The following is a 17,928-nucleotide window of genomic DNA, read 5'->3' as shown; positions in this document are numbered from 1 at the left end:
CGAACCGGCCGTGCAGGGTGGGCTGCGGATCCTCCAGATCCTGCGGGCGCCGGTCGGCGGCCTCTTCCGCCATGTCAGCGATCTCACCTACGCGCTCGCCGAGCGCGGGCACACGTTGGGCATCGTCGCTGACAGCCTCACCTCGGATGACCTCACCGAATCGCGGCTCGAGGGCCTGCGGCCGGCAGCGACGCTCGGCATCCACCGGATCGCGATGCCCCGCCTCGCGGGGATCAACGACATCAGTGCCGCGCTCGGGATCAGGCGCCTGGCCGACCGGCTCGGCGTCGACGTTCTGCACGGGCATGGGGCAAAGGGCGGGCTCAATGCACGGCTCGCGCGGCTCGGTGCACGACGGAGGGTGGCACTCTACACGCCCCATGGCGGCGTACTGAACTACGCCCCCGGCTTGATGACCGGCCGCCTCTTCCGGCTCGTGGAGCGCGGGCTGACGGGCGTGACCGACGCCATCATCTTCGAAAGCCACTTCGCGCAGCGTGCCTTTGCCGAGCAGATCGGGGAGGCACGATGCCTCACGCCCGTGGTTCACAATGGCCTGCAGCCTTCGGAGTTCAATCCCCCTCCCCTGGCGGCCGATCCGGTCGACTTCGTCTTCATCGGCGAGTTCAGGCCCGTCAAGGGCATCCCATACCTGCTGGAGGCTTTGGCGACGATCAAGCGGCCTGACGGGCGGCCACCGCGGCTCGCCATGGCAGGCGGAGGCCCCGATTTCGACGCCATCACGGCGCTGATCGGGGACCTCGGGCTCAGCGAGCAGGTCGAACTCGCAGGCGTTCGGCCGGCGCGCGAAATGCTCGCCCGCGGCCATTGCGTCGTCGTCCCGTCGCTCGCCGAATCCCTGCCCTATGTCGTCCTCGAGGCAGCAGCGGCGGGCCGCCAGGTGATCGCGACACGCGTCGGTGGTATCGACGAGATCTTCGGGCCGACGGCGGACCGGCTCGTGCCGCCTGCAAAAGCCGCCGCGCTGGCCCGCGCCATGCAGGCCTATCTCGATGCGCCCGAGGCTGCTGCGTCCGAGATCGCCATGCGCCTCGACCATGTGCGAGCCGGCTTCTCCTTCGACCGCATGGCAGACAGCATAGAAAGCCTTTACCACGACACGGTTTTGCGGCGCCGACAGAGCTGAATCGCCGGTTCCGTTTCATCGAGTGTTCACCCTGCGATCCATAGGGTCGCGGCAATTGGTGACACTGGTGATAGTGCGTAAAGATGTTCCGTATCGACCCCAAGCAGGCCTTTGCGGCCCACGCCGCCCGCCAGACGCAGACGGCGGGGCTGTCGCCGATCGCCGAGGAAATCGCCGGCAGGCCGATCGAGGCGACGCTTTCGGCTCCCGTCATCGTCGGCATCGCGCAGGCGGTCGAGGCTTTGATGATCGCGGCGCTGGGCTACGGCATCTATCAGAGCTATGTCAGCGACCAGACCGACATGGCCTATGTCGCCATGATCCTCGGCGCGACGCTCTTTGCCAACATCCTCTTCAACGTCGCGCAGACCCACCGCATCCCGGCCTATCGCACGGTGGTGCTGCAGATCGGGCGCGCGCTCGCGGCATGGTCCATCGTCTTCATCGCGCTCGCGGTGGCGGTATTCCTGTTCAAGGCGTCCGACTACGTTTCGCGGGTCTGGGCGCTCGCCTGGTTCGGTACGGGCGCGGTTTCGATCGTGCTCTTCCGGCTCTCGCTGCGCGGCATGGTGCTGCACTGGACCCGCGAGGGACGGCTGACGCGGCGCACGGTGATCGTAGGGGGCGGCCAGGATGCGGCCTCGCTGATCGAGGCGATCCGCTCCAGCGCCAACAGCGATATCGCGCTTTACGGGCTTTTCGACGACCGCGAGGGCGACCGGTCCCCCGATGTCGTTGCGGGCTGTCCCAAGCTCGGCAAGGTCGCCGATCTCGCAGAATTCGCGCGCCGCACACGGGTCGATCTCGTCATCGTCTCCATGCCGCTTTCGGCCGAAAAGCGCGTGCTCGAGATGCTCAAGCAGCTCTGGGTTCTACCGGTCGACATCAGGCTTTCGGCGCACATGAGCCAGTTGCGCTTCACCTCGCGGGCCTATTCCCACGTCGGCGAGGTGCCGGTCTTTGACATTGCGGACCGACCGATCTCGGACTGGAACCTGGTGTTCAAATGGCTCTTCGACAAATCGGTCGCCATCGGGGCGCTGGTGCTGCTCTCACCGGTGATGGTGGCGACGGCGATCGCGATCAAGCTCGAGAGCCCGGGACCGGTCTTCTTTCGCCAGAAGCGGCACGGCTTCAACAACGAACTCATCGAGATCTTCAAGTTCCGCTCGATGTATACCGACCGGACCGATGCCGGGGCGGCACGGCTCGTGACCCGGGACGACCCGCGGGTGACGCGGGTGGGGCGGTTCATCCGCAAGACCTCGATCGACGAACTGCCGCAGCTCTTCAACGTGCTCAAGGGCGAGCTCTCGATCGTCGGACCGCGGCCCCATGCGCTGCAGGCCAAGGCCGACAACATCCTCTACTACGAGGCGGTGGAGGGCTATTTTGCCCGCCATCGGGTGAAGCCGGGCATCACCGGCTGGGCGCAGATCCACGGTTGGCGGGGCGAGACGGACACCGTCGAAAAGATCATGCAGAGAGTCAATCACGACCTCTACTACATTGAGAACTGGTCGCTTCTGCTCGATCTGCAGATCCTCGTCATGACGCCGGTCTCGCTGCTGTCGCGCAGCGAGAACGCCTATTGAGCAGCATCGGCGCGACCGGGGTCGCGGCGCCCGGCTGGAGCTTCATCACCGAGCGGGCCGCTGCGCTTCTGCATGTGCTCGTTGCCTGCTGGATCTTCTCGGGCGGTCTCGTCATGGCCGAGCCCTCGCCTTACGAACTCGTCTTCCTCGTCGTCCTTGCGGTGTCGCTGCTGGGCGGCTTTGCCCTCCACAGGGCCACGCTCGGGCTTCTGGTGCTCTTTGTCGCCTTCATCCCCTTTGCGACGATCGCCGCCTTCCAGGTGCGCTACGTACCGCTCACCCAGGCGCTGATCTTCTCGCTGGTCACGATCTTCCTGATCTTCACCGGCTATTTCGTCGCCAACTATGTCGCCGATGCGCCTCAGCGGCGGACGCGGCTGATCGTGAGGGCCTATATCGCAATCGCACTCATCTCGGCGGTTCTGGGTACGCTCGGCTATCTCGGGCTCATCCCCCGGGCCGATCTCTTCACGCTTTACGGGCGGGCCAAGGCGCTCTTCAAGGATCCGAACGTCTACGGACCCTTTCTCGTGCTGCCCGCCATGTACGCCCTGCAGCGGGTGCTGCTCGGGTCTCCAAAGCGCATGGCATGGGGCGCCGTGATCTTCGTCACCCTCTTCATCGGGGTTTTCGCCAGCTTCTCGCGCGCGGCGTGGGGACATTTCGTCGTTTCTGCGGCGCTCGTCTATTTCCTCGTCTTCGTGCTCGAGGCGCATGCGCGCGACAAGGTCCGGATGCTGCTGCTTGCTCTTGGCGGCCTCGGATTGCTCGTGGTCGCACTCGCCGGGCTCCTCTCCATTCCAGAGGTCGGCTCGTTTTTCGAAATGCGGGCAGGCGCGCAGAGCTACGATCAGGGGGAGACCGGACGGTTCGGCCGGCAGGGCTACGCGTTCGAGCTGGCGCTCGCGAACCCGCTCGGCATTGGCCCGCTCGAGTTCCGCAATCTCCTGATCATGGAGGAGCCGCACAACACCTATGTCAACGTGCTGCACGTCTATGGCTGGGGCGGCGGGCTCGTCTATATCGCGATGATTCTCGTCACGCTCTGGCGCGGTGCGGCCGCCCTCGCCTACCGTTCACCCAACAGGCTCCTGCTCATCCCCCTGATGGCGACCTATGTCCCGCTCTGCATCGAAGCGGCGATCATCGATACCGATCACTGGCGGCACTTCTTTCTCGTCACCGGCCTGATCTGGGGCGTGACGGCGGCCTATCAGCGCGCCGCACCCCATGAACGGGGCCGGCTCTCCGCCCTCGTCTGAAAGACGGGTTCCCCCCTCAGCCAGGCAGCGCCGAGCTCGGCCGTCACCGGCGCGAAGTGCGATGCGTGGCTGCGTGCGAGGTCGGTTTCGGAATGCGAGCCGATCCACGCCAGCAGCGCCATCCGGCGGAGGAGAATCATCGGGGCGATCAGCGCCTCATGCTCCTGGGGCAAATCTCTGATGGCGCGATAGCTACGGAGCCAGGCGGCGACGAGATCGGGCACGTCCGCCCGATCCTCGATGAAGGACAGCGCCGCGGCGAGGTCGTAGAGGAACCAGCAGAACCCGCAATCGTCGAAATCGATGAGGGTCGTCTCGTCGCCATGGACGAGAAGATTGGCAAGCCGCATATCGGCGTGGATGAGCCCGAAACGGTCGGGGGCCGTGCCATAGGCGCGCAGCACCGCCCTCAGGCGCTGGTCGAGGGCATCGAGCACGCCCCTGACGGGGGCGACGTGCGGCGCGGCGCGCCAGTCGCCCCAGAGCCCGTCGACATCGAGCACGGCGGACGCATCCCAGCGCTGCCGCACAAAGCCATCCGGCAAGCTCCAGCGCGCCACATGATCGTGCGCCATAGCCGCGAACCGTCCCAGCGTGCTGAAAACCGGCAGCAGCGGATCGGCCGAAGTCGGCTCGCGCCCCGGGATGAACGCGAACCTGACGGCCAGGCGATCGCCGGACATCTGCTGGACCAGCCTGCCATCGCGCCCCGGCAGAGGTGTGGGGACTGGCAAGTTCGTCCCGTTCCGCAGAGCCTCGACCCAGGCCAGCTCGCTTTCGATCGTCGCCCATCCCTGATAGCCGGGGCGATGCACGCGAATGATCCCCGGGCCGCCGGGCCCGTCGATGCGAAAGGTATGATTTTCCGAGAGGTTGATCAGCCGCGCTGTGCCGGCGAGTTCGGGCCATAGCCGCAATTCGGCTTCGACACTTTCAGCGATCAATGGAAAGCTCCCATCTGCGTGGTCCCGATCGGGCCCGTGCAGAGAGCGGGAAATGGTCGGAGCGGCCGGATTTGAACCGACGACCCTTTGTCCCCCAGACAAATGCGCTACCAGGCTGCGCTACGCCCCGACTGGCCGGAGACATACGGAAACTGGTGTTTTGAGGCAAGCCCGAAAATCGCCTGCACAGAACAAATGGAAGGTTTAGCCCGGAGCCGCAACGCTAGATGAGGGCCGTCGCAGCAATGCCGCCACCGGTTCTGGCGTGTCTACGCTCAATTCCTGTCGCGCAAGCCAAGCCGCATCGACCCACGATGATGCCCCTCCCCGTTCGGGTTCTAGGTTGTAAAAGGAGAATATCTCTACGCGGACCTCGGGAGCGCCGACTATAATCTGCACGGCACACTGGCCGGTGGCGCCCCGCACACATCCGATGCGTTCCCTGCCGACCTTACCGTTCACACCGTTAGGTTCGGCCTGAACTACCGCTTCGACGCTTACTGATGCTTGTCGGCCTGCGATGATGCGTTCGAGAGCCTCTACGAGAACGAACGCTTCCAGGCATTGACGGAGTAGCCTTATCCGGGGGAGCCGAGAAAAGCCGGCTCTCCATCACCCGGACGCCAACTAGTTTTCCCGCGCGCGCTCGAGGAGGCGTTTGCAGTCGAGAAGTTCGCGGAGGACGGAGGCGAGTTTTTCGCGATCCTTTTCGTCGAGGACGCGCGCCTGCGCGCGCACCGGAGCGCTCGGCATCGGGATGGCCGGCGCCTCGGGACGGATGTCGCGAGGGGCGCTCACGATGGGCGCGGGCTGGGCATCATCGGGCAGAGGCGCCTCGACGGACGTGTCGGGCGCAGGATCAGGTTCGGCTCCGCCCGGCGGCAGCGCGATGTGTTCGATCGAGCCGCCCTCGCCGATTGCCATCACGTACCGCACGCCCTGATCCTTCAGGATGCGCTGTACGCCCTTGATGGTGAAGCCCTTGTCGTAGAGCAGGTGCCGTATGCCCTTGAGCAGCAGCACGTCTTCGGGCCGATAATAGCGCCGGCCACCGCCGCGCTTCAGCGGCTTGATCGGCGCGAAGCGCGTCTCCCAGAAGCGCAGCACGTGCTGGGGCAGGTCGAGCTCTTCGGCAGCTTCGGATATCGTTCGGAATGCGTCTGGTGACTTTTCCACCCAGCGTCCTCGCCGTTTGGAATCGGGTTTCGGCAGAAAGCCTTATTTTCCAGACTTGACCATAGATTTGTTGATCTTGGATTTCAACACGTTGCTCGGCTTGAACACCAGCACCTGCCGGGGCAGGATCGGCACTTCCTCGCCGGTCTTCGGATTGCGCCCGATCCGCTCGTTCTTCGAGCGCACCTGGAAGGAGCCGAAGGATGAGAGCTTGACGTTTTCCCCCTCGACGAGGGCATCTCCGATCAGGCCGAGCACGCGCTCGACGAGCTCTGCGGATTCCGTCCTGGACAGGCCCACCGCCTCATAAACGGCCTCTGCCAGATCGGCCCTCGTCACTGTCTTTTGTGCCATGCGCACCCCCGTTCTCGCCGAACTGGATTCGGCAACCGACGCAGACGTCGCAGGGGGCCCCCGCCCCCGCGGCTGAGGGAGCTTAACCCCCTGCGCCAGCTATGGCAATTCTCTTACCAGCGAATGAGCGAGGCGCCCCAGGTGAAGCCGCCGCCCATGGCCTCGAGCATGACGAGGTCACCACGCCTGATGCGTCCGTCACGGACGGCCGTATCGAGCGCGAGCGGAACCGAGGCCGCCGAGGTGTTGGCGTGGCTGTCGACCGTCACCACGACTTTTTCGGGCGGGATACCGAGCTTGGCCCCTGCCCCGTCGATGATGCGGCGATTGGCCTGATGGGGCACGAACCAGTCGAGATCGGCAACCGAATAGCCGGTTTCCGCAAAGACGTTCTGCACGACATCGGTGATCATGCCGACGGCGTGCTTGAAGACCTCGCGCCCTTCCATTTTCACGCGCCCCATGGAGCGGGACGCGGACGGACCGCCATCGGTGTAGAGCTTCTGCCAATGATGGCCATCAGAGCGAAGGCTGGATGCGAGAATGCCCGGATCGGTGTCGGCCTCGCCTTCGGCAAGCTCGAGCACCACGGCACCGGCGCCGTCGCCGAAAAGCACGCAGGTGGTGCGATCGGTCCAGTCGAGAATGCGCGAATTGGTCTCCGCCCCGATTACGAGGGCCCGCCGGCCCAGCCGGTTCTTGAGCATGCTGTCTGCGGTGGCAACGGCATAGACGAAGCCCGAGCAGACCGCCTGCAGGTCGAACGCGAGGCCGTTGTGCATGCCGAGCTTCTGCTGGACGATGGCCGCCGTGGCGGGAAAGGTCAGATCGGGCGTCGTCGTTGCCACGATGACGATGTCGACGTCGGCGATCGAGACGCCGGCGGCATCGAGCGCGGCCCGGGCCGCGTGTGCAGCCAGATCGGACGTCAGCTCGCCTTCGGCGGCAATGTGGCGCTGGCGTATGCCGGTGCGCTGCACGATCCACTCGTCGGTGGTATCGACGGTCTTTGCCAGCTCGTCATTGGTCAGGATGCGGCTGGGCAGGTAGCTGCCCGTTCCGCGGAACACTGTACGCGTATGGGTCACGCCGGTTTGGCCTCGGGTTCGACAGGATTGGGAGATGAGGGAGCGGTGGGGGCCGGGAATTGCTGCATGCCCTCGGCGACCTTTTCGATGAGCCGGCCGCGGGCCATTTCATAGGCCAGCGCAAGGGCGCTCCTGAAGCCGATTTCGTCGGTGCCGCCATGGCTCTTGATGACGACGCCGTTGAGGCCGAGGAAGACCCCACCATTGACGGTGCGCGGATCGAGCCGCTGCTTGAGCGCCTTGAGCGCACTGCCCGCGATCAGCGCGCCGATCCTCGAGAGAAGGCTCGAGCGCAGGGCGTTCGAAACATAGGTGCTGACCTGGCGCGCGGTGCCCTCGGCGGTCTTGAGCGCAATGTTGCCCGCAAACCCTTCGGTCACGACGACATCCACCGTGCCCTTGCCGATATCGTCGCCTTCGACAAAGCCATGGTAGACGAAGCCGGCGCCGCTCGCATCGGCGAGCATGCGCCCGGCGTCGCGCACCGATTCGAGGCCCTTGACCTCCTCGGTGCCGACATTGAGCAGCCCGACGGTCGGCTTCTGTTGATCAAAGAGCGCCCGCGCGAGCGCTGCCCCGAGGATGGAGAAATCGACGAGCTGCCGGCTGTCGCCGCCGACGGTGGCGCCGACATCGAGCACGATGATGTTGGAGCGCAGGGTCGGCCAGATCGCAGCAATCGCAGGGCGGGAAATTCCGGCCATCGGGCGCAGGCAGAATGTGGCCATGGCCATCAGCGCGCCGGTATTGCCGCCCGACACGGCGACATCCGCTTCCCCGTCCTTCACCGATTGCAGTGCGGCCCACATGGAGGAATTGCCCTTGCCCTTACGCAACGCGCTCGAGGGCTTGTCATCCATGGCAATGACGTTGTCGCAGTGGCGGATGGTCGAGACGGGCTTGAGGTCGGGAAATTGCTCCAATAGGGGATCGAGATCCCCCTTGCGCCCGTGAAAGATGAAGCGCGTGTCCGGATGAGCTGTAAGGGCGAGGCTCGCGCCGTGGAAAACCACGCGCGGGCCCTTGTCTCCGCCCATGGCGTCCACCGAAATTCTGATCGTGTCGGTCATATGCGTCCGCATTGCGCGCCACGCTGGGCGCTGAGTTCAAACATATCCAATCGCCCCGAAGCTGCAAACCCGCAGCGGTGGGATCAGGACGCGTCGCTGTCCTTTTTCAGGGCTTTAAGGCCTGCGAAAGGCGAAAGCGCTTCATCGTCGACATCGAGCCCCTTGGCTTCGATCTTCGCGCCGGGCGCGCGGGGATAGGGATCGATGGCCAGCGACAAGGTCTCGATGAGGAGTTCGGAGAGATCGACCGTCGAACCATCGAAATGATCGGGCACGTCCTCGCCCTCGAGGTCCACGAAGATTTCGGCATCCGCCTGGTCAGCGAGGCTTCGCTCGGTGCCGGGCAGGAAGACCCGGTCGACGGTCTCGTCGATCGCCTGGGTCACGGGTTCGAGCGTCACGACGCATGGCTGGACAATTTCGGCACGCAGACGACCTAGCACGCGAATGCCGCCGCGGAAACGCGTTGCCCTGAGCTTTGCTTCAAGGCGCGGGACCGCGGTGATCTTCAGCTGTGCGGCGAGCGCTTCACGCTCTTCTGCATCGGGGGAAAGCGCGATCTCCCGACCATCGGCCGGCATGCGGTCGATGCGGAGCGTCGCGTCCGCGAAATGGACGGGGGTGGCCGGCTCGCTCATGCGTCCTCCCGCCACCGGACGTTGCCGGCAAGAATTTCGGAAACAGGCTGCGCCTCGAGAGCCTCCGCCTCGGCCATCAGATAGTCGGCGAGCCTTTCAGCCTCAGGGCCCGGCCCCTCATAGACATTGCGTGCCAGAACATCGGCAACCCCCGCACGATCGCCGGCATCCATGGCCTTGGCGAGGCTGGCGAGCAGGCCGAAGAATATGGTGCCCATCTTCTGGATCTTCTTTGGGACGGCCAGGTCCCCTGCCCCCATTTCGCGGAGCGAGCGGTCCATGTCCTTGAAGAAAAGGTCGAACACGGCCTGGCTGAAGTCGCGCGTCTCCTGATTCTCGCGCCGAAGGCGACGAAAGACGAGCGCCATGTGCAGGCTGATCATGTCGAAGCGCCCGGTCACCGTGTCGGGCACGCCCCACTCGGCATAGAAAACCGGACGTCGGGATTGCGCCACAATGGCGCTATAGACGCCGAAGACCGAAGCGCTAGCAGTGCTTTTACGAAACAATGACAGGATCATCGGGTCGGCTCTGCGTTTGAGTGAGATCTTGCGGGGCTGTCCGCCCAGGGTCGCCGTGCCAATGCCAGCTTGCCAGAGAGGGCCATTGGCGGCTAAACAATCGAGCGGCCCGCCGCCTGTCCGTGCCTATAGTCGAGAGCCATCGGGAAAGTCAAATACATGCCCTTTCGTGCTGCCAAGAGCCGCTTTTTCCCGCTCATTGCGAGTGCCACCGTTGCCCTTGTGCTTGCTGGATGTACCGCTGGCAGCGGGCTGGCGCTGACCCAGCAGCGTACGCAGGGCTATTCGATCCCCCAGGACGCGATCGCCCAGATCCGCCCGGGCCAGAGTGCCGACCTCGTGCGCGTCGTGCTCGGCTCGCCGATGACGACGAACGTCTTTGGCGAAGAGACCGCCTGGTACTATATCGAGACCAAGGTGGACCAGACGGCATTCGGGATGACCTCCATCCGTTCGCGGACCGTGCTGGCGGTCTATTTCGACCGCAATCAGCGCGTTGCAGACACCGCGATCTATACGGCCGAGGATGGCCGGATGATCACCATCGAATCGCGCCGGACGCCTTCGTTCGGCCAGGACCGGACGTTCGTGGAGTCGATCCTCTCGTCCTTCTGATCAAGAGCCCCAGTTCAACGGCAAAAGGGCCACCGGCAACCCGGTGGCCCTTTTTCTTTGTCCGGTCCGTAATAGTTCAGCGCGCGAGGCCGCCCTCTGCCGCAACGCCGCGGGCGATCGTCTGCAGCACGGCATTCACCATGCGCGGCTCGTCCTCGCCGAAGAACGCCTTGGCGATATCCACGTACTCCGTGATCACGACGTTCTGCGGAATGTCCGTGCGCCGGAGGAGCTCGAAGCCGGCGCTACGGAGAATGGCGCGCAGCGTCGCGTCGATCCGGGAGATCGGCCAGCCCTCGACGAGAGCGTTGTCGATGACGGGATCGATGTCGAGCTGCGCCTTGATGACGCCGCGGACGATCTGGCGGAAGAAGTCGGCATCGCCGGGGAGGTATTTCTCGCCCTCGATCTCGCGACCGAGATGAAGCGCCGAAAACTGGGCGAGCGTCTCCTCGAGAGACTGCCGGCCCACATCCATCTGATAGAGCGCCTGCACCGCGGCGAGCCGGGCGGCCCCACGCTGGTTGGCCGGCCTGAGCCCGGCCGGTGCACGTTTGTCCTCGGCCATGGTTCAGGCTCCCAGCGCGTTGCGCAGTGCGATCATGGCGAGAGCAGCGCGCGCCGCCCCGCCCCCCTTGTCCTTCTTGTCCGCGCTGCAGCGCGCCCAGGCCTGGGCTTCGTTCTCGACGGTCTGGATGCCATTGCCGAGCGCCAGGCGGTAGGCGACCGAAAGATCCATGATGGCGCGCGCGGATTCGTTTGAGACGATGTCGTAATGGGTCGTCTCGCCGCGGATCACGCAACCGAGGGTGACGAACCCGTCGTACCGGCGTCCGCCCTGCTCGCCGGCAGCGATCGCCATGGCAAGGGCAGCCGGAATTTCGAGAACGCCGGGCACGGTTACCCGATCATGGGTCGCGCCGGCGGCAGCAAGAGCGGCCTCGGCCCCCCCGTAGAGGGCATCGGCGAGGGCGTCGTAGAAGCGGGCCTCGATGACGAGGATATGCGGAGCATCCGCCATTTGAGCTATTCCTTCCTTGAGGTGTCGCCGAGGGTCTCGAACAGGCGCGCGGCATAGCGCGCCATCGGATCCACCTCGATATTCACATGATCGCCAACGGCGTTGTCGCCCCAATTGGTCTGATCGACCGTATAGGGGATGAGATGAACGCTGAAGCGGTTGCCCTCGACGGCGTTGACGGTGAGCGAAGTGCCGTTGAGCGCGACGCTGCCCTTCCTCGCGATGAAGGGCGCGATCGCCGGAGCGACGGCGAAGGTGAAGGTGATCTGTTCGCCCGTCTCCTCGCGCCCCACGATCTCGGCCATGCCATCGACATGCCCCGAAACGATGTGTCCGCCGAGTTCGTCGCCGATCTTCAGCGCGCGTTCGAGATTGATGCGCCTGCCGACGCGCCAGCCTGAGACCTCGGTCACGTCCAGCGTCTCGCGTGCGGCAAAGACGTCGAAATAATTTCCATCCTGCGGGTCGACGCCCCGCTCGGTCACGGTCAGGCAGATGCCGTCGCAGGCAATCGACGCGCCGAGGTCTATTCCTGCGGCATCATAGGCGGTGGCGATGCGCAGCGCCCGCCCGTCATTGCGCTCGTCGGCGCGCAGAAGCCGGCCGACATCGGTGACGATACCCGTGAACATCAGAGGCCTTTCTCGAAAGTGCGCAACATATCGTCGCCCAGCGCGCGCCGGTCAACCTCGATGAAGCCCGCGCCGCGCAGGCGGCCGGTGATCGTGCCCATGGTGGTGGCGGGCAGGCCGGCGCGGCCGATGCTGACCGGACTTTCGAGCAGGTGCACGCGGTCGGCAGCCTCGGCGGCGAGGAAGGCCTCGGTGAGCCTCGCGCCACCCTCGACCAACAGCGTGTTGATGCCACGCCTGCCCAGCGCCTTCAGCGTTTCGGGGATGTCCGGCCTGCCGGTGCGGCCGGGCGGGACCTCGATCACGTCGAGCATGTGGAAGTTCGGCACCGCGGCGCCCTTTAGCGCAATGATCGCAGTGGGATAGCCCGAGACGCCGCCAATCAGATTCAGCTTCGGGTCGACGCCCTCGGCGCCGGCCATCACGAGCCGAAGATGGCTTCGCTGCTCGAAGCCCTTGAGCCGCACGGTGAGCCGCGGGTCATCGATACGCGCGGTGGCGCCCCCCACCATCACGGCGTCGGACAGTGCGCGCTGCATGTGCGTCCAGCGCTTGGCCACCGCCCCGGTGACGGGATGATTGCCGACGCCGCGGGCCCCGATCATGCCGTCGGCGGAAACGGCCAGTTTCAGCGTGACGAACGGGCGACCGCGCACCTGCCGGGAAACGAATCCCTCATTGAGGGCGCGGGAGGGCGGGTGCTCGAGCAGCGTCACCGGGATCCCGGCCGCCTCGATCCTCGCGACCCCCTGCCCTGCGGTCCGCGGATCGGGGTCCCGGAGCCCGACGACGACCCGGCCGAGCCCGGCCTTCACGATTGCGTCCGAACAGGGGGGCGTGCGCCCCCAGTGATTGCAGGGCTCGAGGGTGACGTAGAGCGTTGCACCCTTCGCGCGCGCACCGGCTGCGTTGAGCGCCTGCGTTTCGGCGTGTGGCCGTCCCCCTCGCGCCGTGACAGCGCGCGAAATCAGAATCCCCGTGCCCTGATCGACCACGAGGGCCGCGACGACGGGATTTTCCGCAGTCGTGCCGCGATAGGGTCGGGCAACGCGGACGGCGGCATCCATCCAGCGCAGGTCCACGGACGCATCAGGGGTCAAGTCTTGCGGTCCGGATCGTGCTCGGACGACGTCATTTCGCCAAGGAAGGAGCTGAAGTCATCGGCTGCGGAGAAGTTCTTGTAGACCGACGCGAAGCGCACGAAGGCGACGTCGTCGAGCCCCTTCAGACCCTCCATCACGAACTCGCCGATCTGGTCGGAGGTGATCTCGACATCCCCGAGGCTTTCGAGCTGTCGGACGATGCCCGAGATCATGCGCTCGACGCGCTCAGGCTCGACCGCGCGCTTGCGCAGGGCGGTATAGACCGACCGCGAAAGCTTCTCGCGGTCGAACGGCACCTTGCGGCCTGATTTCTTGACGACGGTCAGCTCACGCAGCTGCACCCGCTCGAAGGTCGTGAAGCGCCCGCCGCAGGCATTGCAGATGCGCCTGCGGCGGATGGCGTTGGAATCCTCGGTCGGCCGGCTGTCCTTGACCTGCGTGTCGTCATTTCCGCAATAGGGACAGCGCATGGCCGGTTCCGATCAGTCCGCGTAGATCGGGAAGCGCGCGGTGAGCGCCTTCACCTTCTCGCGCACGGCAGCTTCCACTGCGGCGTTGCCCTCTTCGGAATTGGCCTCGCGCATGCCATCGAGCACTTCGACGATCAGCCCGCCGATCTGCCGGTATTCGGCTTCGCCGAACCCACGCGTCGTGCCCGCCGGGGTGCCCAGGCGAATGCCGGAGGTGACGAAGGGCTTTTCGGGATCGAAGGGGATGCCGTTCTTGTTACAGGTGATGTAGGCCCGCCCGAGCGCCTGCTCGGCGCGCTTGCCGGTGGCGTTCTTCTTGCGGAGGTCGACCAGCAGCAGGTGGTTGTCAGTGCCACCCGAGACAACATCCAGCCCGTTCTCGACGAGAACCGCGGAAAGCGCGCGGGCATTGGCCACGACCTGGTGGGCATAGACCTTGAAATCTGGCGACAGCGCTTCCTTGAAGGCGACCGCCTTGGCCGCGATCACATGCATCAGCGGGCCGCCCTGGAGGCCGGGGAAGACCGCCGAATTAATCTTCTTGGCGATGTCCTCGTCATTGGTGAGGATCATGCCGCCGCGCGGGCCACGCAGGGATTTGTGGGTCGTGGAGGTGACGACATGGGCGTGCGGCACGGGCGACGGATGCGCCCCACCGGCGACAAGCCCGGCAATATGGGCCATGTCGACCATGAGATAGGCGCCAACTTCATCGGCGATCTCGCGGAACTTCGCCCAGTCCCAGACGCGCGAATAGGCCGTGCCGCCGGCAACGATCAGCTTGGGCTTGTGTTCGCGGGCAAGGCGGGCAACCTCGTCCATGTCCAGCAGGTGGTCGTCGCGGCGCACGCCATAAGACACCGGGTTGAACCACTTGCCGCTCATGTTGACCGGCGAGCCATGGGTCAGATGGCCGCCCGAATTGAGGTCGAGCCCCATGAAGGTGTCGCCCGGCTGCAGGAGCGCGAGAAACACGGCCTGGTTCATCTGGCTGCCCGAATTGGGCTGCACGTTGACGAAATTGGCGCCGAAGAGCTTCTTGGCGCGTTCGATCGCGAGATTTTCAGCCACGTCGACATACTGGCAGCCGCCGTAATACCGCTTCCCGGGATAGCCCTCGGCATATTTGTTGGTCAGCACCGAGCCCTGCGCCTCGAGCACGGCGCGCGAGACGATATTCTCGGAGGCAATGAGCTCGATCTCGTGGCGCTGGCGACCGAGCTCCAGGGAGACGGCATCGGCCAGCTCGGGATCGGTCTCTGCAAGGCTTGCCGAGAAGAAATGCGGAAAGAGCGGAAGGGAGGCGGCGGCGCTCATGGGCGGTCCCCGTTGCAATCTGAAGGCGGAATGAAAGCGAGCAAGGCCTTATCACACAGGATGTGGCGATTCCAAGGGCACTCACTGCCGCAGGGCCGCGACGCACCGTTCAGAAAAGCCGGCCGGGCCCCTCTTCATCCTTCAGCTGCTGGAGCCTGCGGCGAAGCTTGGCCTGTGCCAGCGCCTGCATCTGGATGCGGGTCGCGGTCACCGGCGCAATCAGGATGACTTCCGTGCCGCTATCGGCATCGATCGCAGCCACGCGCATCTGCTGGCCGATCTGGGTGAACTCGAAGAGAATCTGGCCCCGGGCGCCGGGCCCGCGACCAGCCCCTGTCATCAGGCGAAGGTCACCCGGCCCTCGGCGTCGAACTGGTAGACGTCGTCGCGGAAGCTGACGGTCCCCTGCCGGTTGGCCCATGCGGTGATGTAGGTGGTGTGGATCGGCACGGGGGCCTTCACATCGACATCGAGCCGCTCGTTGGACGCGAACATGCCATCGACGATCTCGGTGTCCCAGCCGCCATTGTCGCGAAGGATCCAGGCGACGAACTGGTTGACGCCATCGACGCGCACGCAGCCCGAGGAATGGAAGCGCGCATTCTCGGCGAACAGCGACTTGGTCGGGGTGTCGTGCAGATAGACCGCGTGGGGGTTGTGGAAGTTGATCTTCACATGCCCCATCGAGTTCTCGGCGCCCGGCTCCTGGCGGAACATGTAATTGACCGCTTCATTGGTCGACCAGTCGATCTGGGTCGGCTGCAACTCGCGGCCATTGCCGTCATAGATGCGGATCCGGAACTTGGTGAGATATTCGGGATCCTCATTCATGTACTTGATGAGGTCCTTCTGGATGATGCTCTTGGGCACATGCCAGTAGGGATTGAAATTGATCTGGTGGATGCGGCTCGACAGGATCGGCGTCTGCCGGTCGATACGCCCGACCACCGCGGTGTGCCTCTGGCTGACCTGCCCGCCCTCGACCGCCTCGATGGTCGCCGCCGGAATGTTTACCACCGCATAGCGGTCGCCCAGCGTCGCGGCGGACGCTTCCACACGGGCGAGGTTGAGCCGGAGCTGGTTGAGCCGCTCGTGGGCCGGCACGGAGAGCGCATAGAAGGTCGCCTCGCCCACCTGCCCGTCGGCGGTCAGGCCATGGCGCACCTGGAAGCCGCGCACAGCGCGATCGAGCTCTTCGTCAAACATGTCGTTCGCCCGTTCGGCGGGCTTCATGTCGCCCGATGCCATCAGGCGGAATTTCAAAGTGCGGACGGCGCGGCGGCTGTCGCCGAGCTTCAGCCCGAACACTTCGCGCGGCACCTGCTCCCAGCCACCGGCGGCCACGAAGGGCTCGTAGCGCGAAATGGCGACGCTGAGATTATAGGCGGTATCGAACGAGAGAATCGGCTCGATGGTCTCGACCCGGGCGTTGGCATAGGCGGTGTTCGCACCGGTATCGATATTGCGCATCACCCGGTCGCGCGCGAACATGTCCCAGATGGAATCCTGTGCCCGTGCCGTCGCCGGCAACGTCGCCGCGGCACCCAGAGCCGCCATTGAGCCGAGAAGTCTACGTCGGTTCAGCCGCATAAAACCCACCCATCGATCCAGCAGACGGTTGGCCAAGCCTTAGCACCGCCCGAAAACGTCCACAACGCGCTCGCCGATGCTTGATTGGCGAGTCGCCGCAAAATTCAAGCCCCGCAAGGCTCGACGCTTAGCATCGATCGGCAGGATTCATGGCGCAAATAAGAAAACGCCGGCGGGTTGCCGGCGTTTCTGCAAGGCTGTGGCCGAGCCGCCACAGCCGAAGACCCTGAACGCTCAGAGCTTGTAGAGGATCTGGTCGACCCAGAAGCGCTCCAGCCGTCCGAGCGCCTTGTTGAGCCCCTCGAAGGCCTCGTCGTCGAGACCGCCGACCTTGTCGATCGACTTGAGGTGACGCTCGTAGAGATCGTCGATCACCTCGGCGACCTCCTCCCCCTTGGGGGTGAGGCGAATGCGGACCGAGCGGCGGTCGGTGCGCGAGCGCTCCTGGAAGATGTAGCCGGTCTCGACCAGCTTCTTGAGATTGTAGGAGACGTTCGAGCCGAGATAGTAGCCGCGCGAGCGCAGTTCGCCGGCGGTCAGCTCGGCATCGCCGATATTGAACATCAGGAGCGCCTGGACGGGGTTGATGTCGTCCCACCCCATGCGGTCGAACTCATCCTTGATCAGATCGAGCAGCCGGCGATGGAGCCGTTCGACGCGCGAAACCGCTTCGAGATAGAGCGGCTTCAGGCTGCGCTCGCTGCTTTCGGGGGCCATTGCCTCTGCGGCGTTGGACTTGATTGCCATAATTGCCTCACTGTTCCGTTCGCACGATTTCTTCGCGTCTATGGGGCCAAACTACGGCCACCCGCATAAGATCGCATTAAGCCGCACACTTAAAACTATCTTACTGAAAAAGTTCGGGAATTTGGCTGAACGATTGGTTACGGCAGGTGATAAAGTTGTAACCTTACCAGGCCCTTCACTGCTCGCGGGCGCGATTGGCCCGCCAGCTGAGGACGAAGACGACGACGATCGCGGTCAGCAGCACGAGCCGCACCACGAAGCCGATCGCGGAGAGCTGCACGTCCCGATTGCCGATGAGGTACAAGAAGAGCTCGACCCCCGTGGCACCCACCAGCAGCACGGCGCCCCAGCTCGCGCGGATCCAGAGGCCGACGGCCGCGAAGAGCCGCGCCAGCGCAAAGATCGCCAGATAGGTGAAGCCGGTTGCGCCGAGCGTGGCGAGCGGATCGGGCGACCCGGTCACTCCGAGCAGGCGCGCGGCATCGCTGAGCCCGAGCAGGAGGCTGATGACGGCGACGATGCGGATGTAGCGGCCGGCCAGCTCGCTCTTGAAATCCATGACCCTGTTCCGCTGGGAAGCGATGGCCGACGCTCTACCCGCAAAGCACGCCTGCGACAAGCGCGCGACTTTGAACCGA

The 17,928-nt window shown here is 65.0% G+C and carries 21 protein-coding genes and 1 tRNA gene; 4 read left to right on the top strand and 18 right to left on the bottom strand.

Features of this window, described 5'->3' with window-relative positions:
• Window positions 1-10: 10 nt before the first annotated feature.
• From EMQ25_RS05210 to EMQ25_RS05200, 3 genes are all read left to right on the top strand, one after another.
• Window positions 11-1,147: a glycosyltransferase family 4 protein gene (locus EMQ25_RS05210; protein WP_127187511.1), complete on the top strand. Its 1,137-nt coding sequence runs from the start codon at window positions 11-13 to the stop codon at window positions 1,145-1,147.
• Between the two features lie 83 nt (window positions 1,148-1,230).
• The gene (locus tag EMQ25_RS05205; protein ID WP_127187510.1) at window positions 1,231-2,742 is read left to right on the top strand and encodes an undecaprenyl-phosphate glucose phosphotransferase; all 1,512 of its coding nucleotides are present in this window, start codon (window positions 1,231-1,233) and stop codon (window positions 2,740-2,742) included.
• A complete protein-coding gene (locus tag EMQ25_RS05200) occupies window positions 2,739-4,004 on the top strand; it encodes an O-antigen ligase family protein (protein ID WP_127187509.1) in 1,266 nt (421 codons plus the stop codon). Before EMQ25_RS05205 ends, EMQ25_RS05200 begins: the two co-directional genes overlap by 4 nt.
• Here the strand turns inward: EMQ25_RS05200 and EMQ25_RS05195 are convergent.
• From EMQ25_RS05195 to EMQ25_RS05160, 8 genes are all read right to left on the bottom strand, one after another.
• Window positions 3,956-4,948, bottom strand: coding sequence for a phosphotransferase enzyme family protein (locus tag EMQ25_RS05195; protein WP_158625962.1), 993 nt, complete (start codon window positions 4,946-4,948; stop codon window positions 3,956-3,958). The genes EMQ25_RS05200 and EMQ25_RS05195 overlap by 49 nt on opposite strands.
• 53 nt (window positions 4,949-5,001) lie before the next feature.
• A tRNA-Pro gene (locus EMQ25_RS05190) sits at window positions 5,002-5,078 on the bottom strand.
• Window positions 5,079-5,575: 497 nt separating this feature from the next.
• Window positions 5,576-6,124, bottom strand: a complete 549-nt coding sequence (locus tag EMQ25_RS05185) for a MerR family transcriptional regulator (protein ID WP_127187508.1) — start codon at window positions 6,122-6,124, stop codon at window positions 5,576-5,578.
• A gap of 42 nt (window positions 6,125-6,166) precedes the next feature.
• The gene (locus EMQ25_RS05180) at window positions 6,167-6,478 is read right to left on the bottom strand and encodes an integration host factor subunit alpha (RefSeq protein ID WP_127187507.1); all 312 of its coding nucleotides are present in this window, start codon (window positions 6,476-6,478) and stop codon (window positions 6,167-6,169) included.
• A gap of 113 nt (window positions 6,479-6,591) precedes the next feature.
• A complete protein-coding gene (locus tag EMQ25_RS05175; RefSeq protein WP_127187506.1) occupies window positions 6,592-7,566 on the bottom strand; it encodes a beta-ketoacyl-ACP synthase III in 975 nt (324 codons plus the stop codon).
• Complete coding sequence (plsX, locus tag EMQ25_RS05170; RefSeq protein WP_127187505.1) at window positions 7,563-8,636, bottom strand: phosphate acyltransferase PlsX; 1,074 nt, start codon at window positions 8,634-8,636, stop codon at window positions 7,563-7,565. The genes EMQ25_RS05175 and plsX overlap by 4 nt, the downstream gene beginning before the upstream one ends.
• 83 nt (window positions 8,637-8,719) lie before the next feature.
• Window positions 8,720-9,274, bottom strand: a complete 555-nt coding sequence (locus EMQ25_RS05165; RefSeq protein ID WP_127187504.1) for a YceD family protein — start codon at window positions 9,272-9,274, stop codon at window positions 8,720-8,722.
• Window positions 9,271-9,795 carry a ubiquinol-cytochrome C chaperone family protein gene (locus EMQ25_RS05160; RefSeq protein WP_127187503.1) on the bottom strand — a complete coding sequence of 175 codons (525 nt, stop codon included), beginning with the start codon at window positions 9,793-9,795 and terminating at the stop codon, window positions 9,271-9,273. The genes EMQ25_RS05165 and EMQ25_RS05160 overlap by 4 nt, the downstream gene beginning before the upstream one ends.
• A 159-nt stretch (window positions 9,796-9,954) precedes the next feature.
• Here EMQ25_RS05160 and EMQ25_RS05155 point away from each other — a divergent pair, with 159 nt between their 5' ends.
• On the top strand, window positions 9,955-10,410 hold the full coding sequence (locus EMQ25_RS05155) for an outer membrane protein assembly factor BamE (RefSeq protein WP_127187502.1): 456 nt from the start codon (window positions 9,955-9,957) through the stop codon (window positions 10,408-10,410).
• A gap of 76 nt (window positions 10,411-10,486) precedes the next feature.
• Here the strand turns inward: EMQ25_RS05155 and nusB are convergent, their stop codons facing one another.
• The 10 genes from nusB to EMQ25_RS05105 form a co-directional block, all read right to left on the bottom strand.
• Entirely contained in the window at window positions 10,487-10,978 is a 492-nt protein-coding gene (nusB, locus tag EMQ25_RS05150) for a transcription antitermination factor NusB (protein ID WP_127187501.1), read from the bottom strand.
• 3 nt (window positions 10,979-10,981) lie between these two features.
• Window positions 10,982-11,431, bottom strand: coding sequence for a 6,7-dimethyl-8-ribityllumazine synthase (gene ribH / locus EMQ25_RS05145; RefSeq protein ID WP_127187500.1), 450 nt, complete (start codon window positions 11,429-11,431; stop codon window positions 10,982-10,984).
• Window positions 11,432-11,436: 5 nt separating this feature from the next.
• Window positions 11,437-12,063: a riboflavin synthase gene (locus EMQ25_RS05140; protein ID WP_127187499.1), complete on the bottom strand. Its 627-nt coding sequence runs from the start codon at window positions 12,061-12,063 to the stop codon at window positions 11,437-11,439.
• Window positions 12,063-13,163 (bottom strand): bifunctional diaminohydroxyphosphoribosylaminopyrimidine deaminase/5-amino-6-(5-phosphoribosylamino)uracil reductase RibD, encoded by a 1,101-nt coding sequence (ribD, locus tag EMQ25_RS05135; protein WP_127187498.1) that lies wholly within the window; start codon window positions 13,161-13,163, stop codon window positions 12,063-12,065. The genes EMQ25_RS05140 and ribD overlap by 1 nt, the downstream gene beginning before the upstream one ends.
• The gene (gene nrdR / locus EMQ25_RS05130; protein ID WP_127187497.1) at window positions 13,160-13,636 is read right to left on the bottom strand and encodes a transcriptional regulator NrdR; all 477 of its coding nucleotides are present in this window, start codon (window positions 13,634-13,636) and stop codon (window positions 13,160-13,162) included. Before nrdR ends, ribD begins: the two co-directional genes overlap by 4 nt.
• A 12-nt stretch (window positions 13,637-13,648) precedes the next feature.
• Window positions 13,649-14,953 carry a serine hydroxymethyltransferase gene (gene glyA / locus EMQ25_RS05125; protein WP_127187496.1) on the bottom strand — a complete coding sequence of 435 codons (1,305 nt, stop codon included), beginning with the start codon at window positions 14,951-14,953 and terminating at the stop codon, window positions 13,649-13,651.
• A 109-nt stretch (window positions 14,954-15,062) separates the two neighbouring features.
• Window positions 15,063-15,293 (bottom strand): DUF6898 family protein, encoded by a 231-nt coding sequence (locus EMQ25_RS05120; protein ID WP_127187495.1) that lies wholly within the window; start codon window positions 15,291-15,293, stop codon window positions 15,063-15,065.
• A complete protein-coding gene (locus EMQ25_RS05115; protein ID WP_158625961.1) occupies window positions 15,293-16,510 on the bottom strand; it encodes a L,D-transpeptidase family protein in 1,218 nt (405 codons plus the stop codon). Before EMQ25_RS05115 ends, EMQ25_RS05120 begins: the two co-directional genes overlap by 1 nt.
• A 267-nt stretch (window positions 16,511-16,777) precedes the next feature.
• The gene (gene ldtR, locus EMQ25_RS05110; RefSeq protein WP_127187493.1) at window positions 16,778-17,290 is read right to left on the bottom strand and encodes a transcriptional regulator LdtR; all 513 of its coding nucleotides are present in this window, start codon (window positions 17,288-17,290) and stop codon (window positions 16,778-16,780) included.
• A 175-nt stretch (window positions 17,291-17,465) separates the two neighbouring features.
• Window positions 17,466-17,849 carry a DUF6163 family protein gene (locus EMQ25_RS05105; RefSeq protein WP_127187492.1) on the bottom strand — a complete coding sequence of 128 codons (384 nt, stop codon included), beginning with the start codon at window positions 17,847-17,849 and terminating at the stop codon, window positions 17,466-17,468.
• Window positions 17,850-17,928 lie beyond the last annotated feature (79 nt).

The sequence above is a fragment of the Arsenicitalea aurantiaca genome (assembly GCF_003994485.1).
Lineage (GTDB): Bacteria > Pseudomonadota > Alphaproteobacteria > Rhizobiales > Devosiaceae > Arsenicitalea > Arsenicitalea aurantiaca.
The sequence above is the reverse complement of the archived record's forward strand: the minus strand, read 5'-3'. Positions and strand labels throughout refer to the sequence as shown.